This is a genomic window from Enterococcus sp. DIV1089c (assembly GCF_050530965.1).
In the GTDB taxonomy this organism is placed as follows: Bacteria; Bacillota; Bacilli; order Lactobacillales; family Enterococcaceae; genus Enterococcus_B; species Enterococcus_B hirae.
This window is the reverse complement of record NZ_CP172888.1, coordinates 2,512,501-2,536,596: the sequence shown is the minus strand read 5'-3', so window position 1 is coordinate 2,536,596 and position 24,096 is coordinate 2,512,501. Positions and strand designations below refer to the sequence as shown.

The window sequence follows — 24,096 nt, the reverse complement described above, 5'->3', positions numbered from 1 at the left end:
AGCTAGAGTGAAGAAGGTTGGTGTAAACCAATCACTATTCTCTCTAGCTCATTTGGACTTATTAGTCAAAATAGGATTTCCGATGAATGAAAAAAATGCTATTTTTACTGTTTGTGAATCGATCGTTTTACCTAGTAATGATTTAGCTTGATCAATTAACGAACATATTCTTCAGAAAGTGTCATGAAACTATTGATATCCTCTAAAACCATATCGATGCCAGCTTGCCAGAAATCTGGTTTCGTTAAGTCAACACCTAAATGTTTTTGAGCAAGTTCTTCGGTTGTCATTGAAGCTGTATCTCTTAATAACTCAATGTATTCTTGCTCAAAACTTGTCCCTTTTTTGTTTGCATAAGCATAAATACCTAAACTAAACAAATAGCCAAACGTGTAAGGGAAGTTATAAAAAGGAACATCATCAATAAAGAAATGCAATTTAGCTGCCCAGAAGTGTGGGTGGTAAGTAGCTAAGGCATCATGATAACCTTCTTTTTGAGCTTCAACCATCATTTGAGTGATTTCTTCTTCTGAAACAAGTCCTTCTTGTCGCGCAGAATAGAAACGATTTTCGAAAATGAAACGAGAATGGATATTCATAAACATGGCCAAAGCATTTTGTAATTTAGTATCTAATAAATTGATTTTTTCTTCTTTCGTTTTGGCTGCTTTTAAGGTAGCATCAGCGACAATCAATTCAGCAAACGTGCTAGCAGTTTCAGCAACATTCATTGCGTAATCACGGTTCAATGCTGGCAGATCCCACATGACACTACTATGAAAAGCATGACCTAATTCGTGGGCTAGCGTAGCTACTTCATTGACTGAGTTACTATAGGTCATAAAAATTCTGGATTCTTGGGTTTCTGGCAGCTCAGTACAATACCCGCCAGGTCGTTTTCCCGGACGATCCTCTGCTTCAATCCAACTTTTTTCAAATGCAGATTGTGCAAAGGTTGCCATTTTGGGACTGAATTTTTGAAAATTCTCAATGATAAAAGAGGCAGCTTCGTCAAAGGTAAACGTCTTTTCCTTTAGATCTCCTAAAATAATTGGTGCATCTTGATCTTGCCACTCCATTTTTTCTTTACCGAAAAGATTGGCTTTTCTTGTTAAGTAATCAACTAACGGTTGTTTATTTTTTTGGATAGTTGCCCACATCACATCAAGTGTTTCTTTTTTCAAACGATTGTATTCTAATGGTTTTTGTAAATAGTCGTTCATACCATGTAGTTTATAGGTTGATAAACGGAAACCATCTAAGTGATTTAATGTGTCCGATAGTAAAGACGTTTTTTCTTGCCAAGCTTTTTCCCAGGCAATAAATAACTTTTCACGTACGAGTGGATCTGGATCACCCATCATTTTATTGAATGCTTGACCTGCTGACAAGTCAGTTACCTTGCCATTTTCTTCAAATGGAATCACGATTGTTCCCACAATTGTGTCGTAATGACTGCTCCACGCATTCAGCCCGTCTAATGAGAGTGTATTGATGATGTTTTCTTCTGCTTCGGACAATAAACGATGACCGTCTCTGCGAATCTCATTCATACGAAAAGCAATCAAAGAAAATTCATCTGTTTGGAGCAATGTTTGCCAATTATTGTCAGATATTTCTGCAAATTTTTTCGATAAAATCGTATCGGCTGATTGCCAACGTGGTAATAGTGCATATAATTTTCCTGATAAAAGCTTTGCTTGGGTATCTTTGACATTCGCAGATAACAAAGCCGTAATATAACTATTACATTGAGAAAAACCTTCTGTAATTGTTTCTTGTTGTTTGATCAGTGTCGTAAGTTCATCATTTGTACTGACTGAATGATCCCATTGATTAACGGATTGATAATAGGTATTGATTTGTTTTTCTAATTGTTCTAAGCGTTCATTTAAGGCTGGGGAATCACTTCCACCTGAAAAAATTGAATCAAGATCCCAATTTAGTGAATATGTCATGAAAAAGCTCCCTTCAATTTATAATACAATTAGTATAGCATTATTTTCTTATTTAAGTCTCTAAGAAAAGTTTGTTGTTTCGCAAAAAAAGAGCTATTATAAATGGCAGAGGTGACTTATGAATTCAATAAAAAAACAAATGAAAAATGGCAACTTTTATTTAGTTATTGCAGTACTCATCATGGCTCTCTTATTTTACAGTTCATCGCAAACTTACGGACAACAATCCCAAGTCTCCAGGATCGAAGAGTGGTTTCCCAATCATCCGTTTAAACAAGTATTTGATAATATTCGTTTTACTTATGGCGATGGTGTAGTGAGTGTAGATCATTTAGGTTATGGTAAATTCGTTGAATTTTTCTTACGAAAAGGTGCTCATTTTGGGTCTTATTTTATTTTAGGTGGTAGTTTGTTTTTAGGGGTCTTTCCTAAAATGAAAATCTGGTGGTTAACAAGTGTCTTAGCTTGGTTATCGGCGACCGGTTATGCTGGGTTAGATGAATTTCATCAGATGATTACAGGGGATCGAACACCGTCTTTCCAAGATGTCATGCTCGATTCAATGGGGGCATTGACAGCGATTGTCTTATGCTTGATCGTTGGTTTTGTGAGAAAAAATTTTTAGGTAGAAGGATCAATTAGTGTACATGAAAAAATGAGTTATAGAAGTAATTAAAATTGAGTATGAAGCCGAAAAATTCTAAAATAGTTTTCTATTTTAGGATTTTTCGGCTTCATTTCGTAGTATACTTGTGATTCATTTTTATACAATAGAACTTGTGGATCAAAGCCAACTGTTGTTTATTTATTGATAGATTGGATTGGAATTTATTTTAGGAGTAGTTGATTTTATCCTTGAATCATTATCTGTACCTCTCTTTGGGCACTAGTTTTTTATACGGTGACGCCTTTTGTGTATCGCTGTATAATCCTTTCATTATTTCTTCAAACAGAAGTTCATATGTATGTAATAATTTCTGGTGATTAGCCAACTCATTTGATGATGAGCGAAAAAACCTATTCCATAGCGAATTATTTTGATCTTGATTCGCGATCGTAGTATGAATATTATCCAGCTGCTGAAGGATTGAACAGAGGAGGCCCTTACCATTTAAAAATGATTGAATTTTTCTCTTGTCACTAGCTAGTTTTTTGACTAAAATCTTTTGTTCAAATTCATTATTCTCTGGTTTGACGAGTAGTTTTTGCTGGTCTGCGATACTGGCGGATAATTCTAAGATCTGTTGCTCAGTGTAATCAAGAAACTGTTGATAATAAGTTTTTTTAGCTTGTAACTTATCGTCCATTTTATTCCCCCTTTGATAGTGATAGACGTAAAAAAAATGGTCTCTCTAAAGTTTAAGATAAACTTTGTTGAGAAACCAGTTTTTTTATGAATTCATTTTTTATTGAAGCTATCAGAAAATGATTACTGGTGTACCTTTTTCTACCATGCCAAACAATTCTTTCATGACACTTGGCGGCGTATTGACACATCCATGAGATCCACGAGTTTTCCAAAGATCGCCACCATATTCAGGTTGCCAGTCGGAATCATGAATACCAACGCCTGTCCAGTCCACTGGCATCCAGTAGTTTACAGGACTTGCATAAGGGGTTCCATCATCATTCGTTCCTTTTAATGTGGCATTTTCCTCTTTGTTCCAAACATAGAAAACACCAGCTGGAGTAGGGGTCTTAGGTTTTCCAGACACGATGTCAGTTTCTAGCGCAACTTTACCATCCTTGTAATACCACATATGCTGGTTTTTTAAATCAACTTCGATATAGGTATCTTCTATTAAAGGATGATCAGCTGTTGTGGCACCTTGAACAATTGGTGAACGGGTAAAGTCTTTACCTGCCAAAATGGCTGACTTCAAAGCTTCTGTTTCTGCATCAGTTTTGATTGACCAACTATAGGTACCAACAGGAACCGTTACTTCACCACGTTTTGTACTTTTAAATTTCGTGTCATTCGTACTCGTGTTATATTTTTCTCCTAAACCTGTTACATAGTTTTTAACTTGTGTTGTATCTAAATCAACTTTACCATCTGTGTAAGTTAGCCAGTTAGCAATTTCAGAACGAGGTATCTGGAAAGTATTGCCGTTGATACTATAGGTTCCTTTGATATTAGCAATGGCATTCATTTCATCGACTTGTTTTGTTAAATTTTTATCGGTCGCTGTCACTTTTGGTTTTGTTTGAAATTTAGTTAAATCAATTTTGTTTTTGCCATCCTTCACACTGGTTTTCAGCGCGTTGATAGCTGCTGTCACATCAATCGTATCGCCAGTTACTTCTGGTTTTATTTTGAAAGAGTCACCAGATTTTTCAATCGTCGCATCTTGTGTCTGTGTCCGATCTTTATTTAATTCGGTTAGCTTATTCGTCGTGGAAGCCAGCGTTTCATCTAGTTTTTGATGATCAGTATCTTGTGGATCAATTTCTTGTTTTTCACTAGCGGAAACATAGTTCATGCCCCATGACCAAGCATTTTGTTGGTTTAACAATCGAGATAAATCTGCTGAAAAGTCATCTTTATAACCAAGCTCAGATTTTGCGATCTCTTCCCAAACTTTCCCATTTTCTTCAATCGTCAGCTTTTTATTGGAAAAGGTGTCTTTTAATTTGTCATTTGCCTGTTGCACGGTCAGGTTACTTACATTGATGGAATTAATTTCCGTGTTAGGTAAAAAATGATTGGTGTAATATGTACTGCGGTAAGCGTAAAAGCCGATTAATGCGAGGAATACGCCTAGCGTAGTTAATAGACCAATGTGTAGCGATTTCGATTTTTTATGATGAGAAGATCTTGTCATGCGGGCAGCTCCTTATTTGATAGTTTAGCGTATAACGAACTAATCATAGCATATTTTGAGAAAAAAGACGAAGGGGACAAATGATTTAGCAAAAATTTAACGATCGTTAAGTAAAAAAATCAAGCAGAATGCTGACATTCTGCTTGATTAAGTGGTTAAATTTATTCTAATTATTCAGCGTCTAATTTAGAAAAAGCTTCATCTAAGATTTCTTTTAATTGTTTAGCTGAAGCAGCCATACGATCTTGTTCGCTGTCACTTAGAGGGATTTCGATAACTTTTTGGATACCTTGACGGTTGATTACTGCAGGGGCACCAATGTAGATATCGTTCAAGCCGTATTCACCATTCATAAATACAGATAGTGGAAGTACAGCATTTTCATCATCTAAGATGGCACGAGTGATACGTGCTAAGGCTACAGCGATACCATAGAAAGTAGCGCCTTTCTTTTCAATGATTGTGTAAGCAGCATCACGTACACCAAAGAATAAGTTAACCATTGCTTCTTCATCAACGTCTGGATTGTTTTTAACCCATTCATAAATTTGTAAACCAGCAACGTTAGCATGTGACCAAACAGGAAATTCTGAGTCACCGTGTTCACCTAAGATATAAGCATGGACGTTACGTGCATCAACATCAACTAATTCTGCAAGTGCTTGACGGAAGCGAGCTGAGTCAAGTGAAGTACCTGAACCGATTACGCGTTCTTTAGGGAAGCCTGAGAATTTCCAAGTTGAGTAAGTTAAAATATCTACTGGGTTAGCAGCAACTAAGAAAATACCATTGAATCCTGATTCAACAATTTGTGTTACTACATCGCGGTTGATTTTTAAGTTTTTATTTACTAAGTCTAAACGAGTTTCACCTGGTTTTTGTGGTGCACCAGCAGTGATAACTACTAAGTCAGCATCATGTGCATCTGCATAAGTAGCAGAGTAGATTTTTTTAGGTGAAGTAAATGCTAGAGCATGTGATAAATCAATAGCATCTCCTTCAGTTTTTGCTGTGTTGATATCTACGATACCTACTTCTTGTGCAATGTTTTGAGTAACTAGAGCAAAGGCATAGCTAGAACCTACGGCGCCATCTCCAACAAGAATTACTTTTTGATGATCTTTTTTTTCTGCAGCTGCAGTCATTATATATCAATCCTTCCATTGATTTTGTTTTTTCCCATGCCTATGCTAACATTTATCAAGCCCGCTGTCACGCTATTTGGCTATAAAATATAACAGATAACAAGGTTGTATTATATGTAAAAGCTTACATGTGCGTGATTTCACTATTTTTAAAAGGTTATTAATTTATTAGACTTTGAAGAAAATTTTAATTTCTTTATCATTTGTTAAACATTCTCTTTTTGTTGAAACAGGTACTTGTGTGTTATACTTAATAGTAGAAAGTAAAAAAATGAAAAAATGAGTCAAAGACTGGATTGCTTTAGGGCGCTCCAGCCTTTTGTGCTGCTTTTTTCAATTAGGTGGTAGAACAAATGAAAATGATCGTAGGGCTTGGAAACCCAGGAACCAAATATGCACAAACCAAACATAATATCGGCTTTATGGTCGTTGATCGCATGGCTGAAAAGCAACAAGCTGTGTTTAAAAAAAATACATTTGAAGCGGAAGTTGCAGAGTTTTTCTATCAAGGAGAAAAAATCTTATTAGTGAAGCCGCAAACTTTTATGAACGAATCTGGTCGTGCTGTAGGACCATTAATGACTTATTTCGGTATTTATCCGGAAGAATTAGTTGTTGTTTATGATGATTTAGATCTTGTAACTGGCAAGATCCGCTTGCGCCAAAAAGGGAGTGCTGGGGGACATAATGGAATAAAAAGTATCATTTCTCACTTGAATACGAATGTATTTGACCGTATCAAAGTAGGCATTGGTCGACCAGAAGGAAACAAAACTGTTGTTCAACACGTGCTAAGCCCATTTAGTAAAGAAGTTCAACCATTGATTGAAGCAAGTATCGATCAGTCAGTGGCAGCACTCGAGTTTATGCTGGATGGTCATACGTTTATCGATACGATGAACAAATTCAATTAGCGAAGGAGGAAAAAAATGGATATCGTTCAATTAATTGGTAAAGATCCACAGGTAAAGGAATGGCTCAACCAGATAGAAGAAAAATCACCAAGACAATTGATCACTGGTTTAGCTGGTTCAGCCAAAACTCTTCTCTTTGCTCGAGCGTTCAAAAAAACAAAGAAAAACTTAGTCGTATTAATGCCTAATCTGTATTATGCGAATCAACTAGCAGAAGATTTGCAACATGTTTTGCCAGCAGAACAAATACATTCTTTTCCAGTAGATGAAGTTCTTTCTGCGGAAATGGCTTTTTCTTCCCCAGAAGCAAGAAGAGAACGAGTTGCTACACTAAATGCCCTGCAACAAAAACAACCAGGTGTCTATTTATTACCAGTAGCAGCATTGCATAAACGATTACCCAGTCCAAAAGTTTGGAAACAAGCCCAATTGACTTGGCGAACGGGAGAGGAAATAGCCGTTGACGATCTGCCTCGTCTATTGACTTTATTAGGCTACGAACGAGTTGAGATGGTGGCAAAAACAGGAGAGTATAGTATTCGTGGCAGCATCATTGATATCTATCCGATCAATCTCGAACATCCCGTACGTATCGAATTATTTGATGTAGAGATTGACTCCATGCGATATTTTGAAGTAGAAACTCAACGCTCGATCGAAAAAGTAACAGAAATTTGGATCGCACCGACAAGTGAACAGGTCTACGACCAAGCTGATTTACTTCATGGGATCGACCGACTGGAAAAGTTGTTAGAAAAGAAACTAGCGACGATTTCAGAAGAAACAGACCGCCAATTCGTGCAGGATTATTTTGGACAAGTGATCGCGCAATGGCAAGCAGGAAATCCGACAGAAGACGCGAAACTTTATGCTGATCTTCTTTATCAAGAAGAAACGACGATCCTTGATTATTTTCCAACAAGTAGTTTATTCATTGTGGATGATTATCAACGAATCATGGAAACAAATCGGGAGATCGAAAGAGAAGCAGCTGAATGGCAAACACAAAAAATTAGTGAATTACGTGTCTTCTCAGAGCAAGTCTTTGTCAATGATGTGCATAAATTAGTTCAAAAAGAAAAATTTGTGACGACTTTTTTTGCGCTTTTTCAAAAGGGTATGGGGAATTTACGTTTTCAAGCGATTCACAATTTTCAATATCGTACGATGCAACAATTTTTCGGTCAAATGCCATTATTGAAAACAGAAATGGACCGATGGCGTAAGCAAGAACAAACAGTAGTCATCTTTATTCCTACGAAAGAACGGATTAGAAAAGCGGAGCAGATGTTACGTGATGAAGAGATCCTAGTCGTGGAAACCGAAAAAGAAAAACTGATCAGAGGACAAGTGCAACTAGTGGAAGGGGCGCTGCAAACAGGGTTCGAACTTCCTCAAGAGAAAATAGTCGCAATTACGGAAAAAGAAATTTTCCAAAAAACGACGAAGAAACAAACACGGCGACAAACCGTAACTAATGCGGAACGTTTAAAAAGCTATAATGAACTAAAAGCAGGCGACTATGTCGTTCACGCAAATCACGGGATCGGTAAATATATTGGGATGGAAACGTTAGAAGTGGATGGTGTCCATCAAGACTACATGACGATCCTTTATCAAAATGACGATAAATTATTTATTCCGGTTACCCAGCTGAATTTGATCCAAAAATATGTTGCTTCTGAATCAAAAGCACCTCGTATCAATAAATTAGGCAGTAGTGAATGGACGAAAACCAAAAGAAAGGTTTCGTCTAAAATTGAAGATATCGCAGATGATCTGATCAAACTATATGCTGCCAGAGAATCAGAAAAAGGGTATGCGTTTGGACCGGATGATGGGTATCAAAAAGAATTTGAAAATGCCTTCCCATACTCTGAAACGGATGACCAATTACGGAGTGCCGCAGAGATCAAACGAGATATGGAAAAAGAAAAACCGATGGATCGTTTGCTCGTTGGTGATGTTGGCTACGGTAAAACGGAAGTGGCTTTACGAGCTGCTTTTAAAGCCGTCAAGGAAAGTAAACAAGTTGCCTTTTTAGTTCCTACGACCATTCTCGCCCAACAACATTATGAAACGATGTTGGAACGTTTTGAAGGATTTCCAGTAAATGTAGGTCTATTGAGTCGTTTCCGAACGAAAAAACAACAAAAAGAAACGATTGAACAATTACGTACTGGACAAATCGATATCGTAGTCGGAACGCATCGTATCTTATCTAAAGACATTGAATTTAGTGACTTAGGGTTATTGATCGTTGACGAAGAACAGCGTTTTGGTGTAAAACATAAAGAACGTTTGAAACAACTACGTGCCCAAGTGGATGTCTTGACGTTGACAGCGACACCGATCCCACGGACACTCCACATGTCAATGCTCGGGGTTCGTGATTTATCAGTGATCGAAACACCGCCTGCCAATCGTTATCCGATTCAAACTTACGTGATGGAAAAAAATCCTGGAGCGATTCGTGAAGCTATCCATCGAGAAATGGGGCGTGGCGGTCAAGTGTTCTATCTCTATAATCGAGTAGAGACGATCGAACAAAAAGTGGAAGAAATCCAAGAACTTGTACCAGAAGCACGAATCGGTTATGCGCATGGTCAAATGACTGAAGCACAATTAGAAAATACATTGTTTGATTTTATTGAAGGACAATATGATGTGTTAGTCACAACGACGATCATTGAAACGGGTGTCGATATTCCAAATGCGAATACGCTCTTCGTTGAAAATGCTGATTACATGGGGCTATCGACTCTTTATCAATTACGTGGTCGTGTGGGACGAAGCAACCGAGTGGCGTACGCCTACTTCATGTATGAACAACAAAAAATCTTGAATGAAGTCAGCGAAAAACGTCTTCAAGCCATTAAAGATTTCACCGAACTAGGCTCTGGTTTTAAAATCGCTATGCGGGATTTATCGATCCGAGGAGCAGGAAATCTGCTAGGTGCGCAGCAGCACGGCTTTATTGATGCTGTCGGATTCGACATGTATTCGCAAATGTTAAGTGATGCTGTTTTACGTAAACAAGGAAAGAACAACCAAGTGGAAAAAACAGCAGTTGAAATCGATCTTGGGGTCGATGCTTACTTGCCAGAAGAATATGTTTCGGACCAAAGACAGAAAATTGAAATTTATAAACGGATCAGGGAACTTGATTCACAAGAAATGCTTGATGAATTAGAAGATGATCTTTTAGACCGTTTTGGGGAATACCCTGAAGAGGTGGCACATCTCTTAACGATTGGTCAAATCAAAATGGATGGCGATCGCGCCTTGATTGAAACAATTCGCAAGCAACAGCAGACTATCGTCTTTAATCTAAGTAAAGCAGGAACAAAACGCTATACTGTAGAACAGTTATTTGAAGCTTTGACTGCAACAAAACTAAAAGCAAGTTTAGGTGTAGAAAAAGAAAAAATGGTGATTCGACTAACGGTTCCTAACAAGACCGATGAAGCAGTTTGGTTGCAAGAAATCCAACGTTTTGTCAAAGCTTTACGTGAACAAAAATATCTGTCTGCTTAGGAAGGAGCGAATACTTTGGACCATAAAGAGATGCGTCGCGTGATGCATGGCGCATTTATATTGACGATTGCTTCTTTCATAGCAAAAGTCCTAAGTGCGCTGTACCGCATTCCGCTCCAAAACTTAGTTGGTGATGAAGGATTTTATGTATACCAACAAGTATACCCAATCTATGGGATTGCCATGACTTTAGCGTTGTCTGGTTTACCGCAATTCATTTCAAAATATGTCGCTGAACGAAAAGATCCAATTCAGCGAAAAGAAGCACTGCAACGGCTTTATCCATTAGTTTTTTGGACAGGGATTGTTCTGTGGCTGTTTACTTTTCTCTTTAGCCGTTGGATTGCTTGGATGATGGGGGATCAGCAATTACGACCGCTGATCCAAATCGTTTCATTTACTTTCTTACTGATGCCAGGACTATCTTTTTATCGAGGAAATTTCCAAGGCAGATTTTTGATGGAACCGACAGCTGTTTCACAAGTCGTTGAACAATTTGTGAGAGTGGCGATCATCGTTTTCAGTGCCTTTGCTTTTCGACTATTTGGCTGGTCAGTTTACCAAACAGGAACTGCTGCTATGAGTGGTGCAGTCATCGGGGGACTTTGTGCCTATGGTGTGTTGCGCTATTATGAACAAAAGATCCATGGTGGGGCGTTAAATTTTCGACATTTTTCGGTCACGAAACGACCTGACAAACGATTGATCCGGCGTTTTTTAGTTGAAGGGGGCTTAGTGTCAATCTATAGTGGTCTGCTGATTTTCTTTCAGCTGATCGACTCATTTTTTGTAAAAAATGCGCTTCAAGTTTATGGACTATCTGAACAAAGTGCAAAAATTGCAAAAGGGGTCTATGATCGTGGGCAACCGTTAGTTCAATTAGGACTAGTGATTGCAACTGCATTAAGTGCGACTTTCTTACCTGCATTGACGAAGTACTTGATGACGGCTGTGCATAGTCAATTTCTAAAGACTGCCAAAATCTATTTACGGTTAACAACGACTTTAGCATTAGCTGCTTCTGTAGGACTAGCTATGCTTTTACCGTATATCAACTATGCGCTATTTAAAGATTACGCTGGGAATGCAGCGTTGGTGCTATTCGTCTTTGCAATTGCTTTAACAGCAATCATCCAAACCTATCAAAGTATTGCCCAAAGTAAAAATTCTTTTCGTCCCTCTTTGAAAGGTGCAGGCTGGGGGCTGTTAGCCAAAGCTTTGGCAACCCCGTTTCTAACTGGTTATCTAGGGACAGTAGGAGCTAGTTTGTCGACCTTGCTAGGATTGGCTGTCACTCTATGGTATTTTGTCCACACGGAGACTAGTGAAATCAATCAGTTCTGGAAAGAACGTCGCTTTGGAAGTAAATTGCTTCAATGTTTGGGATGGATGATCTTAGCCTTACTGATTTATTATGGCGGACTGACGATGATTTTTGGCCCGGTTGCTCATCGGTCTTCTGCATTCTTTGCCAGTTTAGCAGGTGTAGGAATCGGAGCGTTCGTCTTTGTGAATGCTGTGATCTGGACAAAATTATTTACGGTTAGAGAATGGTTGATGTTACCGTTTGGAAAAAAGATTTTACGATTTAATAAACTTATAAAAAATAAAAGTGAGGAATCCTAATGCGATTAGATAAATTTCTTAAAATTTCCCGAATTATCAAACGCCGCTCTGTAGCAAAAGAAGTGGCAGATAAAGGAAGAATTCAAATCAACGGAAAATTGGCTAAATCTTCTAGTGATGTCAAGGTAGGCGATCAATTGAAGATCCAATTTGGAAACAAAACAATGGAAGTAAAAGTCAATGAATTACATGAGTCAACAAAAAAAGAAGATGCTCAAAAAATGTATGAGATCATTTCGGAGATTCGCAAGCAAAACACTGACGAAATAGATTAGACAACCCTCAATGATATTGGTATAATGAAAACGACAATCAAAAAAGATTGGAGCGAAGAGAAGTGACAAAAAAAAGCAACAAAATTGCTGCTTTAGATACAGAGTATGCAAAGAAAAAATATGTCGAATTTCAAGAACAACAACGCCAGTTGATTTTTCGTAGACGTCGATTAGCAGTTATTTTTATAGGTGCTTTGGTCATTTTCGCAATTTTAGGTTTTCAAATTTTTCGTGATATGCAAAGAATGAATCAATTAAACGAATTGAAAGTTGAAGCAAATACGGAATTAAGCCAAGTCAATGCTGATGTGGATCAGCTAACACAGGATGTCTCATTATTGAAAGATGATGACTATGTGGCGAAACTTGCGAGAAGCAAATACTTTTATTCAAAAGAAGGCGAGCAGGTTTATCCAGTATTAGAATCAAATACGGATGACACAGACCAAACAACTAGTTCAACAACTGCAAAATAAGCAGTATTATAAATAGGTTAATAATTAGGAGGAACATTTTTTTTATGTCAATCGAGGTAGGAGCAAAACTGCAAGGGAAAGTATCAGGAATTACAAATTTTGGCGCGTTTATTGATTTAGGAGCTGGAAAAACTGGTCTAGTTCATATCAGTGAAGTCTCAAATGGCTATATCAAAGATATTCATGATGTTTTAAGTGTCAGTGATGAAGTAACTGTTAAAGTTATCTCAGTTAATGATGATGGTAAAATTGGATTATCAATCCGTCAAACACAACCAAAACCAGCGGAATCAACAGAATCAGATGATGATAAGCGTCCAAAAAAATACCAACAAAGAGATCCTCGCGATAATCGAGGTCGTTCAACACAGAAAAAACCTTTTTCTCGCAGTCAATCTTCTAATAACCATAAAGAAGACTTCGATTCATTAATGAGTTCATTTTTAAAGGATAGTGATGATCGATTGACTTCCTTGAAGCGCAATACAGAAGGTAAACGTGGCGGACGCGGCGGACGTCGCAGCTAACCAAAAACTTAAGAGCAGGCAATTGTCGCAGACTTTTGTCCGCTCTTTTTTTCATTGGAATCTTTGATGGTAGGTTGATTGAAGCCGAGAAGGAACAAGGAAGTGATTCGATGGAAGAAGAACAAGACGCAAGGAAGATCAGACAACGTTTTTTGACAAATTGTGAAATCAATGGTTATTTGAATGAAAAAACAAGAGCGCTACTGGCGGTTTCTGGGGGAGTAGATTCTATGGTTCTTCTGGATTTAATGATGGAAGCGCAAAAAAAATGGGGTTTCTTTTTGGCAGTGACCCATATCAATCATCAATTAAGAGAAGAATCTGTTCATGAAGTTGCGTATTTAAAGAAGTATTGTCAACAACATCAACTCCCGTTACAAATGGAAGTTTGGGAAAAGCCAACAAAAAAGGGCATTGAAACAGCGGCTCGAGAGTTTCGTTATCAAGTGTTTGCGAAGCAGATGCAAAGCGGCAGCTATGACTGCCTAATGACGGCACATCATGGGGATGACCAAATGGAAACGGTTTTAATGAAGTTGTTGCGTGGGGGGCAACTTAGTACCTATGCTGGAATCAAAGAAGCCCAACCCTTCTCCAATGGGCGATTGATTCGTCCGTTACTAGGATTTAGTAAGGCGCAATTATATCAATATGCTTCAGAGCGAGAGCTGGTTTATTTTGAAGACCATACGAATCAAGAGTTGGATGTTCAGCGTAATCGCCTTCGTCATTTGGTTCTGCCTCAACTAAAACAAGAAAATCCACAAGCAATGGTTCATTTTCAACGTTTTTCGCAGCAGATCCAATGGGCAGATCGATTGATTCAAACACACATGAAGAAAGTCTTGATGGAAAATGTCGTAGAAGAAAACGAACGGGTGCATTTTCCTTGGAAACTATTAGCGGAGATGCCAGAAGAAGAAAGCTATTATTTCTTATACGCATTCTTTGATCATTTTTTTGAAAAAACAGCGATCGTGATCAAAGAAAAACAAATCCAACTGATTTTACAACAGTGTCAACAGAAAAAAGGCCAATGGAAAATTACTCTTGAACGAGGGTGGGTTCTGCAACGTAGCTATGAAAAAATCTATCTTATCCAAGAGAAAGCTGATCCCTCAAAAACAATACAAGAACGAACAGAGGCGTATAAGTTGGAGTTGAATCAACGCATCAGGTTAGATGAAAGCTGCTGGATCGGCTTGTTTACACCTGAAGCAGCCGAAGAAGCTAGAAAAGTAGATGATTGGGACGAGTTTTCTCATGATCTTTGGCTATCTTCACATCAAGAACTGTTTGTAGGAAAGAGACAAGCAGGAGAGCGTATCCAGCTAAATAGCAAACTAAAAAAGAAAATATCCAGATATTTGATTGATAACAAAGTACCTGATTCACAAAGAAAAGAGGCATGGGTCGTGAGGGATCAAAATGAAAATATTTATAGTTTAGTCCCATTTACCTATTCCTATTTGAGTATTGGTGTAGAAACTGATAAAATACACTACATACTTCTTTACAAATATCACAAAGAAGCAATTGGAAGGAGAACCTGATGTTAGAAAAGGATATTGAAAAAGTTTTGATTACAAGAGAAGAAATACAAGTTCGTTGTGAAGAACTAGGCAAAGAATTGGCAGAAACTTATAAGCATAATAATCCACTCGTTGTTGGTGTTCTAAAAGGCGCTGTTCCATTCATGGCAGATATCATACGTTCGATTGATGCTCACTTGGAAATAGACTTTATGGATGTTTCAAGTTATGGAAATGCAACGGTTTCATCAGGAGAAGTCAAAATCGTCAAAGATTTAGATACCAATGTTGAAGGCCGTGACTTACTGATCGTTGAAGATATCATCGATAGTGGAAGAACACTCGCTTATTTGGTTGATCTATTTAAATACCGTAAAGCAAAATCAGTGAAAATTGTCACATTGCTTGATAAACCAGAAGGTAGAGTAGTTGATATTGAAGCAGACTATGTTGGATTCAATGTTCCTAATGAATTTGTAGTGGGTTACGGATTAGATTATGCAGAAGCTTACCGTAATTTACCATACATCGGTGTATTGAAGCCTAGCGTTTATCAATCAAATTAGTGCTGTATCTACTATAAATTGTGTTACAATAGAATGGTCAGGATTGATAAAAAAAATGCTAAATTAAAATAACGCATAGGGAGGGCAACTATGAACAAAAAAAACAATGGCATGATGAAAAATGCCTTGTATTATGTCCTCGTAATCTTAGCGATGGTTATGGTCGTATATTTTATCTTTGGTAATAACGGCCAACGATCGTCAGATATCGAGTACACAAAATTTACAGAACAATTACAAGCAGGTAAAATCAAAGAATTTGAAGTGCAACCTGCAAATGGTGTATATAAAATTTCTGGAGAGTATAAAGAACAGCAAACCGTCTCTAACAGTGGTGGACTTGCTATCTTAGGATCGACAGATACAAAAACGACACACTTTACAACGATTATTTTGCCAAACGATACCACACTTAGCCAAGTGACTGATTTAGCGAAAGAACATAACGTAGCTACAACAGTCAAAGAAGAATCAAGCAGTGGCGTATGGGTATCCTTATTGCTAAGCTTCTTACCAATTATCATCCTTGTGTTCTTCTTCTATATGATGATGGGGCAACAAGGTGGTGGCGGAGGCGGCGGTGGCCGTGTCATGAACTTTGGTAAATCAAAAGCCAAAGAAGCCGACAAAAAAGCTAACCGTGTACGCTTCTCAGATGTCGCTGGTGCAGAAGAAGAGAAACAAGAGTTGGTTGAAGTTGTTGAATTCTTAAGAGATCCGCGACGTTTTGTTGAGTTAGGCGCACGTATCCCAGCTGGTGTTCTTTTAGAAGGACCTCCAGGAACTGGTAAAACATTGTTAGCAAAAGCTGTAGCTGGAGAAGCGGGTGTACCGTTTTACTCTATTTCAGGTTCTGACTTTGTAGAAATGTTTGTGGGTGTTGGGGCAAGTCGTGTTCGTGACTTATTTGAAACAGCGAAGAAAAATGCTCCAGCAATCATCTTCATCGATGAAATTGATGCTGTTGGTCGTCAACGTGGCGCAGGCATGGGCGGTGGACATGATGAACGTGAACAAACACTGAACCAATTGCTAGTTGAAATGGACGGATTTGATGGGAATGAAGGTGTTATCGTCATTGCTGCAACAAACCGTTCAGATGTACTTGACCCTGCACTTTTACGTCCAGGACGTTTTGACCGTCAAATTTTAGTTGGTCGTCCAGATGTGAAAGGCCGTGAAGCAATCTTACGTGTTCACGCACGAAACAAACCGATGGCAGATGACGTTGATTTGAAAGTCGTGGCACAACAAACACCAGGTTTTGCTGGTGCAGATTTAGAAAATGTCTTAAACGAAGCAGCTTTAGTTGCGGCTCGTCGTAACAAGAAGAAAATCGATGCTTCAGATATTGATGAAGCAGAAGATCGCGTGATTGCAGGTCCAGCTAAGAAAGATCGCGTAATCAGCAAAAAAGAACGAGAAATGGTGGCTTATCACGAAGCAGGTCATACGATCGTTGGTTTAGTCTTGAGTCGGGCACGTGTGGTTCATAAAGTAACCATTATTCCACGTGGACGTGCAGGTGGTTATATGATCGCCTTACCAAAAGAAGATCAATTCTTGATGACAAAAGAAGATATGTTTGAACAAATCGTTGGTTTGCTTGGTGGTCGAACAGCAGAAGAAATCATCTTCAACGTTCAATCAACTGGGGCTTCTAATGACTTTGAACAAGCAACAGCTTTAGCACGAAGCATGGTAACTGAATATGGAATGAGTGATCGTTTAGGTCCAGTTCAATATGAAGGAAATCATCAAGTATTCGTTGGTCGTGACTATGGTCAAACGAAAGCTTACTCTGAACAAGTGGCCTTTGAAATTGACCAAGAAGTGCGTAAGATTTTGATGGAAGCTCATCAAAAAGCGCATGAGATCATCGAAGCACATCGAGCTCAACATAAATTGATCGCTGAAAAACTGTTAGAATTTGAAACACTCGATGCGAAAGCAATCAAATCTTTATTTGAAAAAGGTGTTATGCCTGAAGGTTCAGAATCTGCTAATTATCCTAGTGAAAAAGAAGCGCAAACTTTTGAAGAAGCAAAACGTGCTTTGGAAGAAAAAGACGCAGAAAAACAAGCGGAAGAAAAGCAAGATTTTGAGCACGATAAGAAAGAATTTGAAGAAGAGAAAAAAGAATTAAATGAAGAAGAACATTAAACTTCTTCAACAGATGATTCGGATGATCAACCGAAATAATCGCTAAAAAATGAGAGCTACGACAAAAGTCGTGGCTCTTTTTTAGTAGTTGTTTTATTTTTTATTATAGAATAGGCAAATAAAAGAAAAGATAACATTCATAAGTTGAAAATTATCAGCGTAACTAGTATGATTCACTATGAATTTAAAAATCGGAAAAGAGGTACATAAATAAATGGAAGATTATTTGATTAAGGCACTGGCCTATGATGGCTATGTACGTGCTTATGCAGTTCAAGCAACAAATACTGTTGCAGAAGCCCAAAAGCGACACGACACTTGGCATACATCATCGGCTGCATTAGGTCGTACGCTTGTTGGCGGACTTTTACTAGGTTCGACGCTAAAAGGGGAAGACAAGTTAACTGTGCGGATTCAAGGGAATGGTCCGGCTAATGGGATTGTGGTAGATGCGAATGGCAAAGGAGAAGTCAAAGGCTATATCCAAAACCCTCATTTGAGCCTACCTTTGAATGAAGCAGGAAAAATTGATGTGCGTGGTGCTGTGGGAACGCAAGGGATGTTCAGTGTTACTAAAGACCTCGGTTTGAAAGAACCATTTTCGGGACAAACACCTATTGTTTCTGGAGAAATTGCGGAAGACTTTACCTATTATCTTGCAATCTCAGAACAGATTCCTTCAGCAGTTGGATTGAGCGTTTTAGTTAACACGGATGACAGTATCAAAACAGCTGGTGGATTTATGATCCAAATCATGCCTGGTGCAGATGAAGAAACTATCAGTAAAATTGAAGAACAATTAAAAACGACACCACGTATTTCTACTTTATTAGACGAAGGATTAACACCTGAAAAAATTCTTGAAGGTTTACTAGGAACTAGTGAGTTGAATATTTTAGAGAAAATGCCGGTACAATTCAAATGTGATTGCTCAAAAGAAAAATTTGGGGAAGCAATTATTGCTTTAGGGGCAGAAGAAATCCAAGCAATGATTGATGAAGATCACGGAGCAGAAGCCGTTTGTTCATTCTGCAACAACAAGTATGAATACAGTGAAGCAGAATTATCCGAGCTAAAAGCAGAAGCGCTGGGAGGAAAATAAGTGGAACATACATGGAAAATCGGACATGTTGAAATTCCCAATCGAGTAGTTGTCGCACCGATGGCTGGAATCACTAATTCAGCTTTTCGTGTGACCGTCAAAGAGTTCGGTGCTGGATTAGTCGTCTGTGAGATGATCAGTGACCAAGGAATCCATTTTAGAAACAAGAAAACATTAGAGATGCTGCATATCGAAGAAACAGAACATCCACTAAGCTTGCAAATTTTTGGTGGAAACAAAGATACTTTGGTCGAGGCTGCCCAATTCGTTCAAGAAAATACAGCGGCTGACATCATTGATATCAATATGGGTTGCCCAGTGAACAAAATCATCAAAGCAGAAGCAGGCGCTAAATGGTTATTGGATCCAGATAAAGTTTATGAGATGGTGCAAGCTGTCTCTTCTGCCGTTGATGTACCAGTTACCGTGAAAATGAGAATCGGTTGGGATGACCAACATGTCTTTGCTGTGCAAAATGCTTTAGCGGCTGAAGCAGCTGGCGCCAGTGCAATCGCCATGCACGGACGTACGAGAGTACAAATGTATGAAGGTAAAGCAAACTGGGAAGTATTGAAAGAAGTTAAAAGTCAGCTCAAGATCCCATTTATGGGCAATGGAGATGTCAAAACTCCGGAAGATGCTAAAAGAATGTTAGAATACGTAGGAGCGGATGGTGTAATGATCGGGCGTGCAGCGTTAGGCAATCCTTGGATGATCCATCGCACCCAGCATTACTTAGAAACCGGCGAGTTAATCCCTGAACCAACACCAAGAGAAAAAATCGAGACCGCTAAATTACATTTGAAACGTTTAGTCGATTTAAAAGGGGAGGTTGTTGCGTGCCGAGAATTTCGGACACATGCTTCCTATTATTTAAAAGGAATCTCTCGAGCAGCAAAAGTAAAAGTTGCAATCAATCAAGCAGAAAAACAAGTAGAAATCAATGAACTGCTTGACCGCTTTTTAGAGAAAACAGAAAAAGTATCTGTGAAATAATCCAGTGATTTTCTAAGTTTTTCGTGAATTTTCAAGTCGAACTTTAAGTTCGGCTTGCTTTTTTTGTGTTTCATTGGCATTATAGGAAAGAGAATAACATGAGAATGGAGGAACTTTTGTGACACAGGAACAACAACATCAAGTAGAAGATTTAAACGATCAAATGCTTGTTCGCCGTCAAAAAATGGAGCAATTAAGAGAAAATGGGATTGATCCTTTTGGTAAACGATTTGAACGTACGCACAATTCAGAAGAATTACATGAATTGTTTGATCCAAGAACAAAAGAAGAATTAGCAGAGATGGGGCTAACTGCAAGTGTAGCCGGTCGAATGATCACTCGTCGTGGTAAAGGAAAAGCTGGATTTGCTCACTTACAAGATCGTGAAGGCCAAATCCAAATTTATGTACGTAAAGATCAAGTAGGTGATGAAGCCTATGATGTATTCAAACATGCTGATTTAGGCGACTTCTTTGGCGTAACAGGTGAAATCATGAAGACTGATACTGGCGAAGTTTCAATCAAGGCATCAGAAATCACTATTTTATCAAAAGCTTTACGTCCGTTGCCAGATAAATACCATGGATTGACTAATATTGAACAACGTTATCGTCAACGTTATCTTGATTTGATCAGTAACCGTGAAAGTTTTGATCGCTTCATGAAACGTAGCCAAATTATTAGCGAAATCCGTCGTTACTTAGATGGTAATGGCTATATTGAAGTAGAAACACCAGTCTTACACAATGAAGCCGGTGGTGCTGCAGCTCGTCCATTTATTACACACCATAACGCACTAGATATTGATTTATACTTACGTATTGCGTTAGAACTTCATTTAAAACGCCTAATTGTGGGTGGAATGGAAAAAGTTTACGAAATCGGTCGCGTTTTCCGTAATGAAGGGATCGATACAACTCATAATCCAGAATTTACGATGTTAGAAGCTTACACCGCTTATACAGATTTCCAGGATGTCATGAACTTGACTGAAGGAATCATTCGTAATGCAGCCCAAAAAGTTCTTGGTACAGCAGAAATCACTTATGATGGCCAAGCAGTTGATTTGGAAAGTGACTTTAAACGTATCCATATGGTTGATGCGATCAAAGAGCAAACAGGTGTCGATTTCTGGAAAGAAATGACATTAGAAGAAGCATTAGCACTTGCTGAAGAGCATCACGTAGAAGTGACCGAAGCAATGGGCGTAGGGCATGTCATCAATGAGTTCTTTGAAACTTTTGTGGAAGAAACATTGACACAACCAACTTTTGTTTACGGACATCCAGTAGAAGTATCTCCATTGGCGAAAAAGAATCCAGAAGATCCACGCTTTACCGATCGTTTTGAATTGTTTATCGTTGGTCGGGAATTTGCGAATGCCTTTACCGAATTAAATGATCCAATTGATCAAAGAGAACGTTTTGAGGCCCAAGAAAAAGAACGTGAGCTAGGAAACGATGAAGCACACGGTGTCGATGAAGACTTCTTGGAAGCTTTAGAATATGGTATGCCACCAACTGGCGGTCTAGGTATCGGAATTGACCGTTTAGTTATGTTATTGACGGATGCACAGTCGATCCGTGATGTTTTACTATTCCCAACGATGCGTTAGGTATGGTAAATATGATGAATAAAAAAGAAGCCAAGAACTGTTGGCTTCTTTTTTTATAGTCTAGTAAAAGAGAGAAGTCAAAGGATCACTCTATTTTTAATAGATAGCGTAAAACTTACACCACTTTTTGTCAGTTTCTTTTTTTGAAATAATGAGGTACGGTAAAAAACGCAAGGCGAGGATAATCGAGAAATTTATTATGCGGAGGCATAGATAAAGGAATTGCTTGCTTGTATTTGAGTGGATTGATTAAACGATCTTCTTATTTATAACGAATATTAAAGAATAAGGGAGGAGTAATATCGCAGGAAAACTATTAAAATACGAATGATTATTTTTAAAATTACAGAAATGATCGTCCAATGAAAAAAACTTGAAAAAATACAAAAAATTCGTTGACCGTTAAAGGTTTAGTTGGTATATTATTATTTGTTCAAAAGTTATCACTAAATAACTTCTGATAAAAATAAAAAATAACTTCAAAAAGTTCTTGACGTGTGAGAGATCACATGATAAGATAACTGAGTCGTTAAAAAACAATAGCTTACGAAGCTTGATTCTATCGAAAAAAACTTCAAAAAAGTTGTTGACAAATAACAAACGACGAGTTATGATAAATGAGTTGCTGAAACACTTCTAAAAAACGAAGTCAAAAAAACTTTTGAAAAAAGAGTTGACAAACAAACGTCGCTCTGATATGATATAAAAGTTGCTACGGCAATCTCAACTGATTAGCTTTTAATCAAGTAGACCTTTGAAAACTGAACAAAGCAAAGACAAACCAAATGTGTAGGGCGTCTTGATTGATTCAAGACAACAAACATTTTTAACAAGCAAGCAATATGCTAGCAAACAATTGAGCTTAACAATCGCAAGATTGTTCGAACTTTTTATGAGAGTTTGATCCTGGCTCAGGACGAACGCTGGCGGCGTGCCTAATACATGCAAGTCGAACGCTTCTTTTTCCACCGGAGCTTGCTCCACCGGAAAAAGAGGAGTGGCGAACGGGTGAGTAACACGTGGGTAACCTGCCCATCAGAAGGGGATAACACTTGGAAACAGGTGCTAATACCGTATAACAATTGAAACCGCATGGTTTTGATTTGAAAGGCGCTTTCGGGTGTCGCTGATGGATGGACCCGCGGTGCATTAGCTAGTTGGTGAGGTAACGGCTCACCAAGGCGACGATGCATAGCCGACCTGAGAGGGTGATCGGCCACATTGGGACTGAGACACGGCCCAAACTCCTACGGGAGGCAGCAGTAGGGAATCTTCGGCAATGGACGAAAGTCTGACCGAGCAACGCCGCGTGAGTGAAGAAGGTTTTCGGATCGTAAAACTCTGTTGTTAGAGAAGAACAAGGATGAGAGTAACTGTTCATCCCTTGACGGTATCTAACCAGAAAGCCACGGCTAACTACGTGCCAGCAGCCGCGGTAATACGTAGGTGGCAAGCGTTGTCCGGATTTATTGGGCGTAAAGCGAGCGCAGGCGGTTTCTTAAGTCTGATGTGAAAGCCCCCGGCTCAACCGGGGAGGGTCATTGGAAACTGGGAGACTTGAGTGCAGAAGAGGAGAGTGGAATTCCATGTGTAGCGGTGAAATGCGTAGATATATGGAGGAACACCAGTGGCGAAGGCGGCTCTCTGGTCTGTAACTGACGCTGAGGCTCGAAAGCGTGGGGAGCAAACAGGATTAGATACCCTGGTAGTCCACGCCGTAAACGATGAGTGCTAAGTGTTGGAGGGTTTCCGCCCTTCAGTGCTGCAGCTAACGCATTAAGCACTCCGCCTGGGGAGTACGACCGCAAGGTTGAAACTCAAAGGAATTGACGGGGGCCCGCACAAGCGGTGGAGCATGTGGTTTAATTCGAAGCAACGCGAAGAACCTTACCAGGTCTTGACATCCTTTGACCACTCTAGAGATAGAGCTTCCCCTTCGGGGGCAAAGTGACAGGTGGTGCATGGTTGTCGTCAGCTCGTGTCGTGAGATGTTGGGTTAAGTCCCGCAACGAGCGCAACCCTTATTGTTAGTTGCCATCATTTAGTTGGGCACTCTAGCAAGACTGCCGGTGACAAACCGGAGGAAGGTGGGGATGACGTCAAATCATCATGCCCCTTATGACCTGGGCTACACACGTGCTACAATGGGAAGTACAACGAGTCGCAAAGTCGCGAGGCTAAGCTAATCTCTTAAAGCTTCTCTCAGTTCGGATTGTAGGCTGCAACTCGCCTACATGAAGCCGGAATCGCTAGTAATCGCGGATCAGCACGCCGCGGTGAATACGTTCCCGGGCCTTGTACACACCGCCCGTCACACCACGAGAGTTTGTAACACCCGAAGTCGGTGAGGTAACCTTTTGGAGCCAGCCGCCTAAGGTGGGATAGATGATTGGGGTGAAGTCGTAACAAGGTAGCCGTATCGGAAGGTGCGGCTGGATCACCTCCTTTCTAAGGAATATTACGGAGACTACACTGTTTGTTTTATACTTTGTTCAGTTTTGAGAGGTCTACTCTCAAAAATAAATCGGGGCCTTAGCTCAGCTGGGAGAGCGCCTGCTTTGCACGCAGGAGGTCAGCGGTTCGATCCCGCTAGGCTCCATTAACAACATTAGTTGTTAAAACATTTTGTTCATTGAAAACTGGATATTTGAAGTAAATTAGTAATACAAACCGAGAACACCGCGTTGAATGAGTTTTTTAATAAGTTCAATTGCTTATTTTCTTGATTGGACTTCTATCGCTAGAAGAAAGATCAAAACCCAACCGTAAGGTTGATAAGGTTAAGTGAATAAGGGCGCACGGTGGATGCCTTGGCACTAGGAGCCGATGAAGGACGGGA

17 protein-coding genes, 1 tRNA gene and 2 rRNA genes (1 of these 20 only partly in view) are annotated in these 24,096 nt (G+C 39.1%); 16 read left to right on the top strand and 4 right to left on the bottom strand.

The genetic code is table 11. The features are described from left to right. Window positions 1-155: 155 nt before the first annotated feature. On the bottom strand, window positions 156-1,958 hold the full coding sequence (locus IGL30_RS11990; protein WP_123875111.1) for a M3 family oligoendopeptidase: 1,803 nt from the start codon (window positions 1,956-1,958) through the stop codon (window positions 156-158). Window positions 1,959-2,076: 118 nt separating this feature from the next. Here IGL30_RS11990 and IGL30_RS11985 point away from each other — a divergent pair, with 118 nt between their 5' ends. Further along, complete coding sequence (locus tag IGL30_RS11985) at window positions 2,077-2,583, top strand: VanZ family protein (RefSeq protein WP_088745188.1); 507 nt, start codon at window positions 2,077-2,079, stop codon at window positions 2,581-2,583. Between the two features lie 238 nt (window positions 2,584-2,821). Here IGL30_RS11985 and IGL30_RS11980 read toward each other — a convergent pair whose 3' ends face one another. From IGL30_RS11980 to IGL30_RS11970, 3 genes are all read right to left on the bottom strand, one after another. Beyond that, on the bottom strand, window positions 2,822-3,265 hold the full coding sequence (locus IGL30_RS11980) for a hypothetical protein (RefSeq protein WP_088745187.1): 444 nt from the start codon (window positions 3,263-3,265) through the stop codon (window positions 2,822-2,824). A gap of 111 nt (window positions 3,266-3,376) precedes the next feature. Continuing rightward, entirely contained in the window at window positions 3,377-4,783 is a 1,407-nt protein-coding gene (locus IGL30_RS11975; RefSeq protein ID WP_010720585.1) for a L,D-transpeptidase family protein, read from the bottom strand. A 170-nt stretch (window positions 4,784-4,953) separates the two neighbouring features. Then, window positions 4,954-5,928, bottom strand: coding sequence for an L-lactate dehydrogenase (locus IGL30_RS11970; protein ID WP_005875171.1), 975 nt, complete (start codon window positions 5,926-5,928; stop codon window positions 4,954-4,956). Window positions 5,929-6,281: 353 nt separating this feature from the next. On the opposite strand from IGL30_RS11970, the gene pth reads away from it, so the two are divergent. The 15 genes from pth to IGL30_RS11895 all read left to right on the top strand — a co-directional run. Beyond that, window positions 6,282-6,842 (top strand): aminoacyl-tRNA hydrolase, encoded by a 561-nt coding sequence (pth, locus tag IGL30_RS11965; protein WP_088745186.1) that lies wholly within the window; start codon window positions 6,282-6,284, stop codon window positions 6,840-6,842. 15 nt (window positions 6,843-6,857) lie between these two features. After that, window positions 6,858-10,379, top strand: coding sequence for a transcription-repair coupling factor (mfd, locus tag IGL30_RS11960; protein ID WP_010720583.1), 3,522 nt, complete (start codon window positions 6,858-6,860; stop codon window positions 10,377-10,379). Window positions 10,380-10,394: 15 nt separating this feature from the next. Beyond that, window positions 10,395-12,005, top strand: coding sequence for a putative polysaccharide biosynthesis protein (locus IGL30_RS11955; protein WP_088745185.1), 1,611 nt, complete (start codon window positions 10,395-10,397; stop codon window positions 12,003-12,005). Further along, complete coding sequence (locus tag IGL30_RS11950; RefSeq protein WP_010720581.1) at window positions 12,005-12,280, top strand: RNA-binding S4 domain-containing protein; 276 nt, start codon at window positions 12,005-12,007, stop codon at window positions 12,278-12,280. The genes IGL30_RS11955 and IGL30_RS11950 overlap by 1 nt, the downstream gene beginning before the upstream one ends. A 62-nt stretch (window positions 12,281-12,342) precedes the next feature. Continuing rightward, window positions 12,343-12,756, top strand: coding sequence for an FtsB family cell division protein (locus IGL30_RS11945; protein WP_010737290.1), 414 nt, complete (start codon window positions 12,343-12,345; stop codon window positions 12,754-12,756). Window positions 12,757-12,800: 44 nt separating this feature from the next. Further along, window positions 12,801-13,283, top strand: a complete 483-nt coding sequence (locus tag IGL30_RS11940) for a S1 domain-containing RNA-binding protein (RefSeq protein WP_010720579.1) — start codon at window positions 12,801-12,803, stop codon at window positions 13,281-13,283. A gap of 110 nt (window positions 13,284-13,393) precedes the next feature. Then, window positions 13,394-14,836: a tRNA lysidine(34) synthetase TilS gene (gene tilS, locus IGL30_RS11935; RefSeq protein ID WP_123875109.1), complete on the top strand. Its 1,443-nt coding sequence runs from the start codon at window positions 13,394-13,396 to the stop codon at window positions 14,834-14,836. After that, window positions 14,836-15,381, top strand: a complete 546-nt coding sequence (gene hpt, locus IGL30_RS11930) for a hypoxanthine phosphoribosyltransferase (RefSeq protein ID WP_010737292.1) — start codon at window positions 14,836-14,838, stop codon at window positions 15,379-15,381. The genes tilS and hpt overlap by 1 nt, the downstream gene beginning before the upstream one ends. A 90-nt stretch (window positions 15,382-15,471) precedes the next feature. Further along, window positions 15,472-17,544: an ATP-dependent zinc metalloprotease FtsH gene (gene ftsH, locus IGL30_RS11925; RefSeq protein WP_088745184.1), complete on the top strand. Its 2,073-nt coding sequence runs from the start codon at window positions 15,472-15,474 to the stop codon at window positions 17,542-17,544. A 214-nt stretch (window positions 17,545-17,758) separates the two neighbouring features. Beyond that, window positions 17,759-18,646 carry an Hsp33 family molecular chaperone HslO gene (hslO, locus tag IGL30_RS11920; protein ID WP_010720575.1) on the top strand — a complete coding sequence of 296 codons (888 nt, stop codon included), beginning with the start codon at window positions 17,759-17,761 and terminating at the stop codon, window positions 18,644-18,646. Further along, window positions 18,647-19,642 (top strand): tRNA dihydrouridine synthase DusB, encoded by a 996-nt coding sequence (dusB, locus tag IGL30_RS11915; protein WP_010720574.1) that lies wholly within the window; start codon window positions 18,647-18,649, stop codon window positions 19,640-19,642. A 118-nt stretch (window positions 19,643-19,760) separates the two neighbouring features. Continuing rightward, the gene (gene lysS, locus IGL30_RS11910) at window positions 19,761-21,257 is read left to right on the top strand and encodes a lysine--tRNA ligase (RefSeq protein WP_010720573.1); all 1,497 of its coding nucleotides are present in this window, start codon (window positions 19,761-19,763) and stop codon (window positions 21,255-21,257) included. An 888-nt stretch (window positions 21,258-22,145) separates the two neighbouring features. Then, a 16S ribosomal RNA gene (locus tag IGL30_RS11905) occupies window positions 22,146-23,705 on the top strand. Between the two features lie 78 nt (window positions 23,706-23,783). Continuing rightward, window positions 23,784-23,856, top strand: a tRNA-Ala gene (locus IGL30_RS11900). Between the two features lie 179 nt (window positions 23,857-24,035). Further along, window positions 24,036-24,096: ribosomal RNA gene (locus tag IGL30_RS11895) — 23S ribosomal RNA — on the top strand (it continues 2,853 nt past the right edge of the window). The 16S and 23S rRNA genes sit together here with 1 tRNA gene alongside, the layout of an rRNA operon.

Coding starts and splice junctions, on each gene's coding strand:
- IGL30_RS11990 (WP_123875111.1), bottom strand. CDS start 1,958: ATGACATATTCACTAAATTGGGATCTTGATTCAATTTTTTCAGGTGGA.
- IGL30_RS11985 (WP_088745188.1), top strand. CDS start 2,077: ATGAATTCAATAAAAAAACAAATGAAAAATGGCAACTTTTATTTAGTT.
- IGL30_RS11980 (WP_088745187.1), bottom strand. CDS start 3,265: ATGGACGATAAGTTACAAGCTAAAAAAACTTATTATCAACAGTTTCTT.
- IGL30_RS11975 (WP_010720585.1), bottom strand. CDS start 4,783: ATGACAAGATCTTCTCATCATAAAAAATCGAAATCGCTACACATTGGT.
- IGL30_RS11970 (WP_005875171.1), bottom strand. CDS start 5,928: ATGACTGCAGCTGCAGAAAAAAAAGATCATCAAAAAGTAATTCTTGTT.
- pth (WP_088745186.1), top strand. CDS start 6,282: ATGAAAATGATCGTAGGGCTTGGAAACCCAGGAACCAAATATGCACAA.
- mfd (WP_010720583.1), top strand. CDS start 6,858: ATGGATATCGTTCAATTAATTGGTAAAGATCCACAGGTAAAGGAATGG.
- IGL30_RS11950 (WP_010720581.1), top strand. CDS start 12,005: ATGCGATTAGATAAATTTCTTAAAATTTCCCGAATTATCAAACGCCGC.
- IGL30_RS11940 (WP_010720579.1), top strand. CDS start 12,801: ATGTCAATCGAGGTAGGAGCAAAACTGCAAGGGAAAGTATCAGGAATT.
- tilS (WP_123875109.1), top strand. CDS start 13,394: ATGGAAGAAGAACAAGACGCAAGGAAGATCAGACAACGTTTTTTGACA.
- hpt (WP_010737292.1), top strand. CDS start 14,836: ATGTTAGAAAAGGATATTGAAAAAGTTTTGATTACAAGAGAAGAAATA.
- ftsH (WP_088745184.1), top strand. CDS start 15,472: ATGAACAAAAAAAACAATGGCATGATGAAAAATGCCTTGTATTATGTC.
- hslO (WP_010720575.1), top strand. CDS start 17,759: ATGGAAGATTATTTGATTAAGGCACTGGCCTATGATGGCTATGTACGT.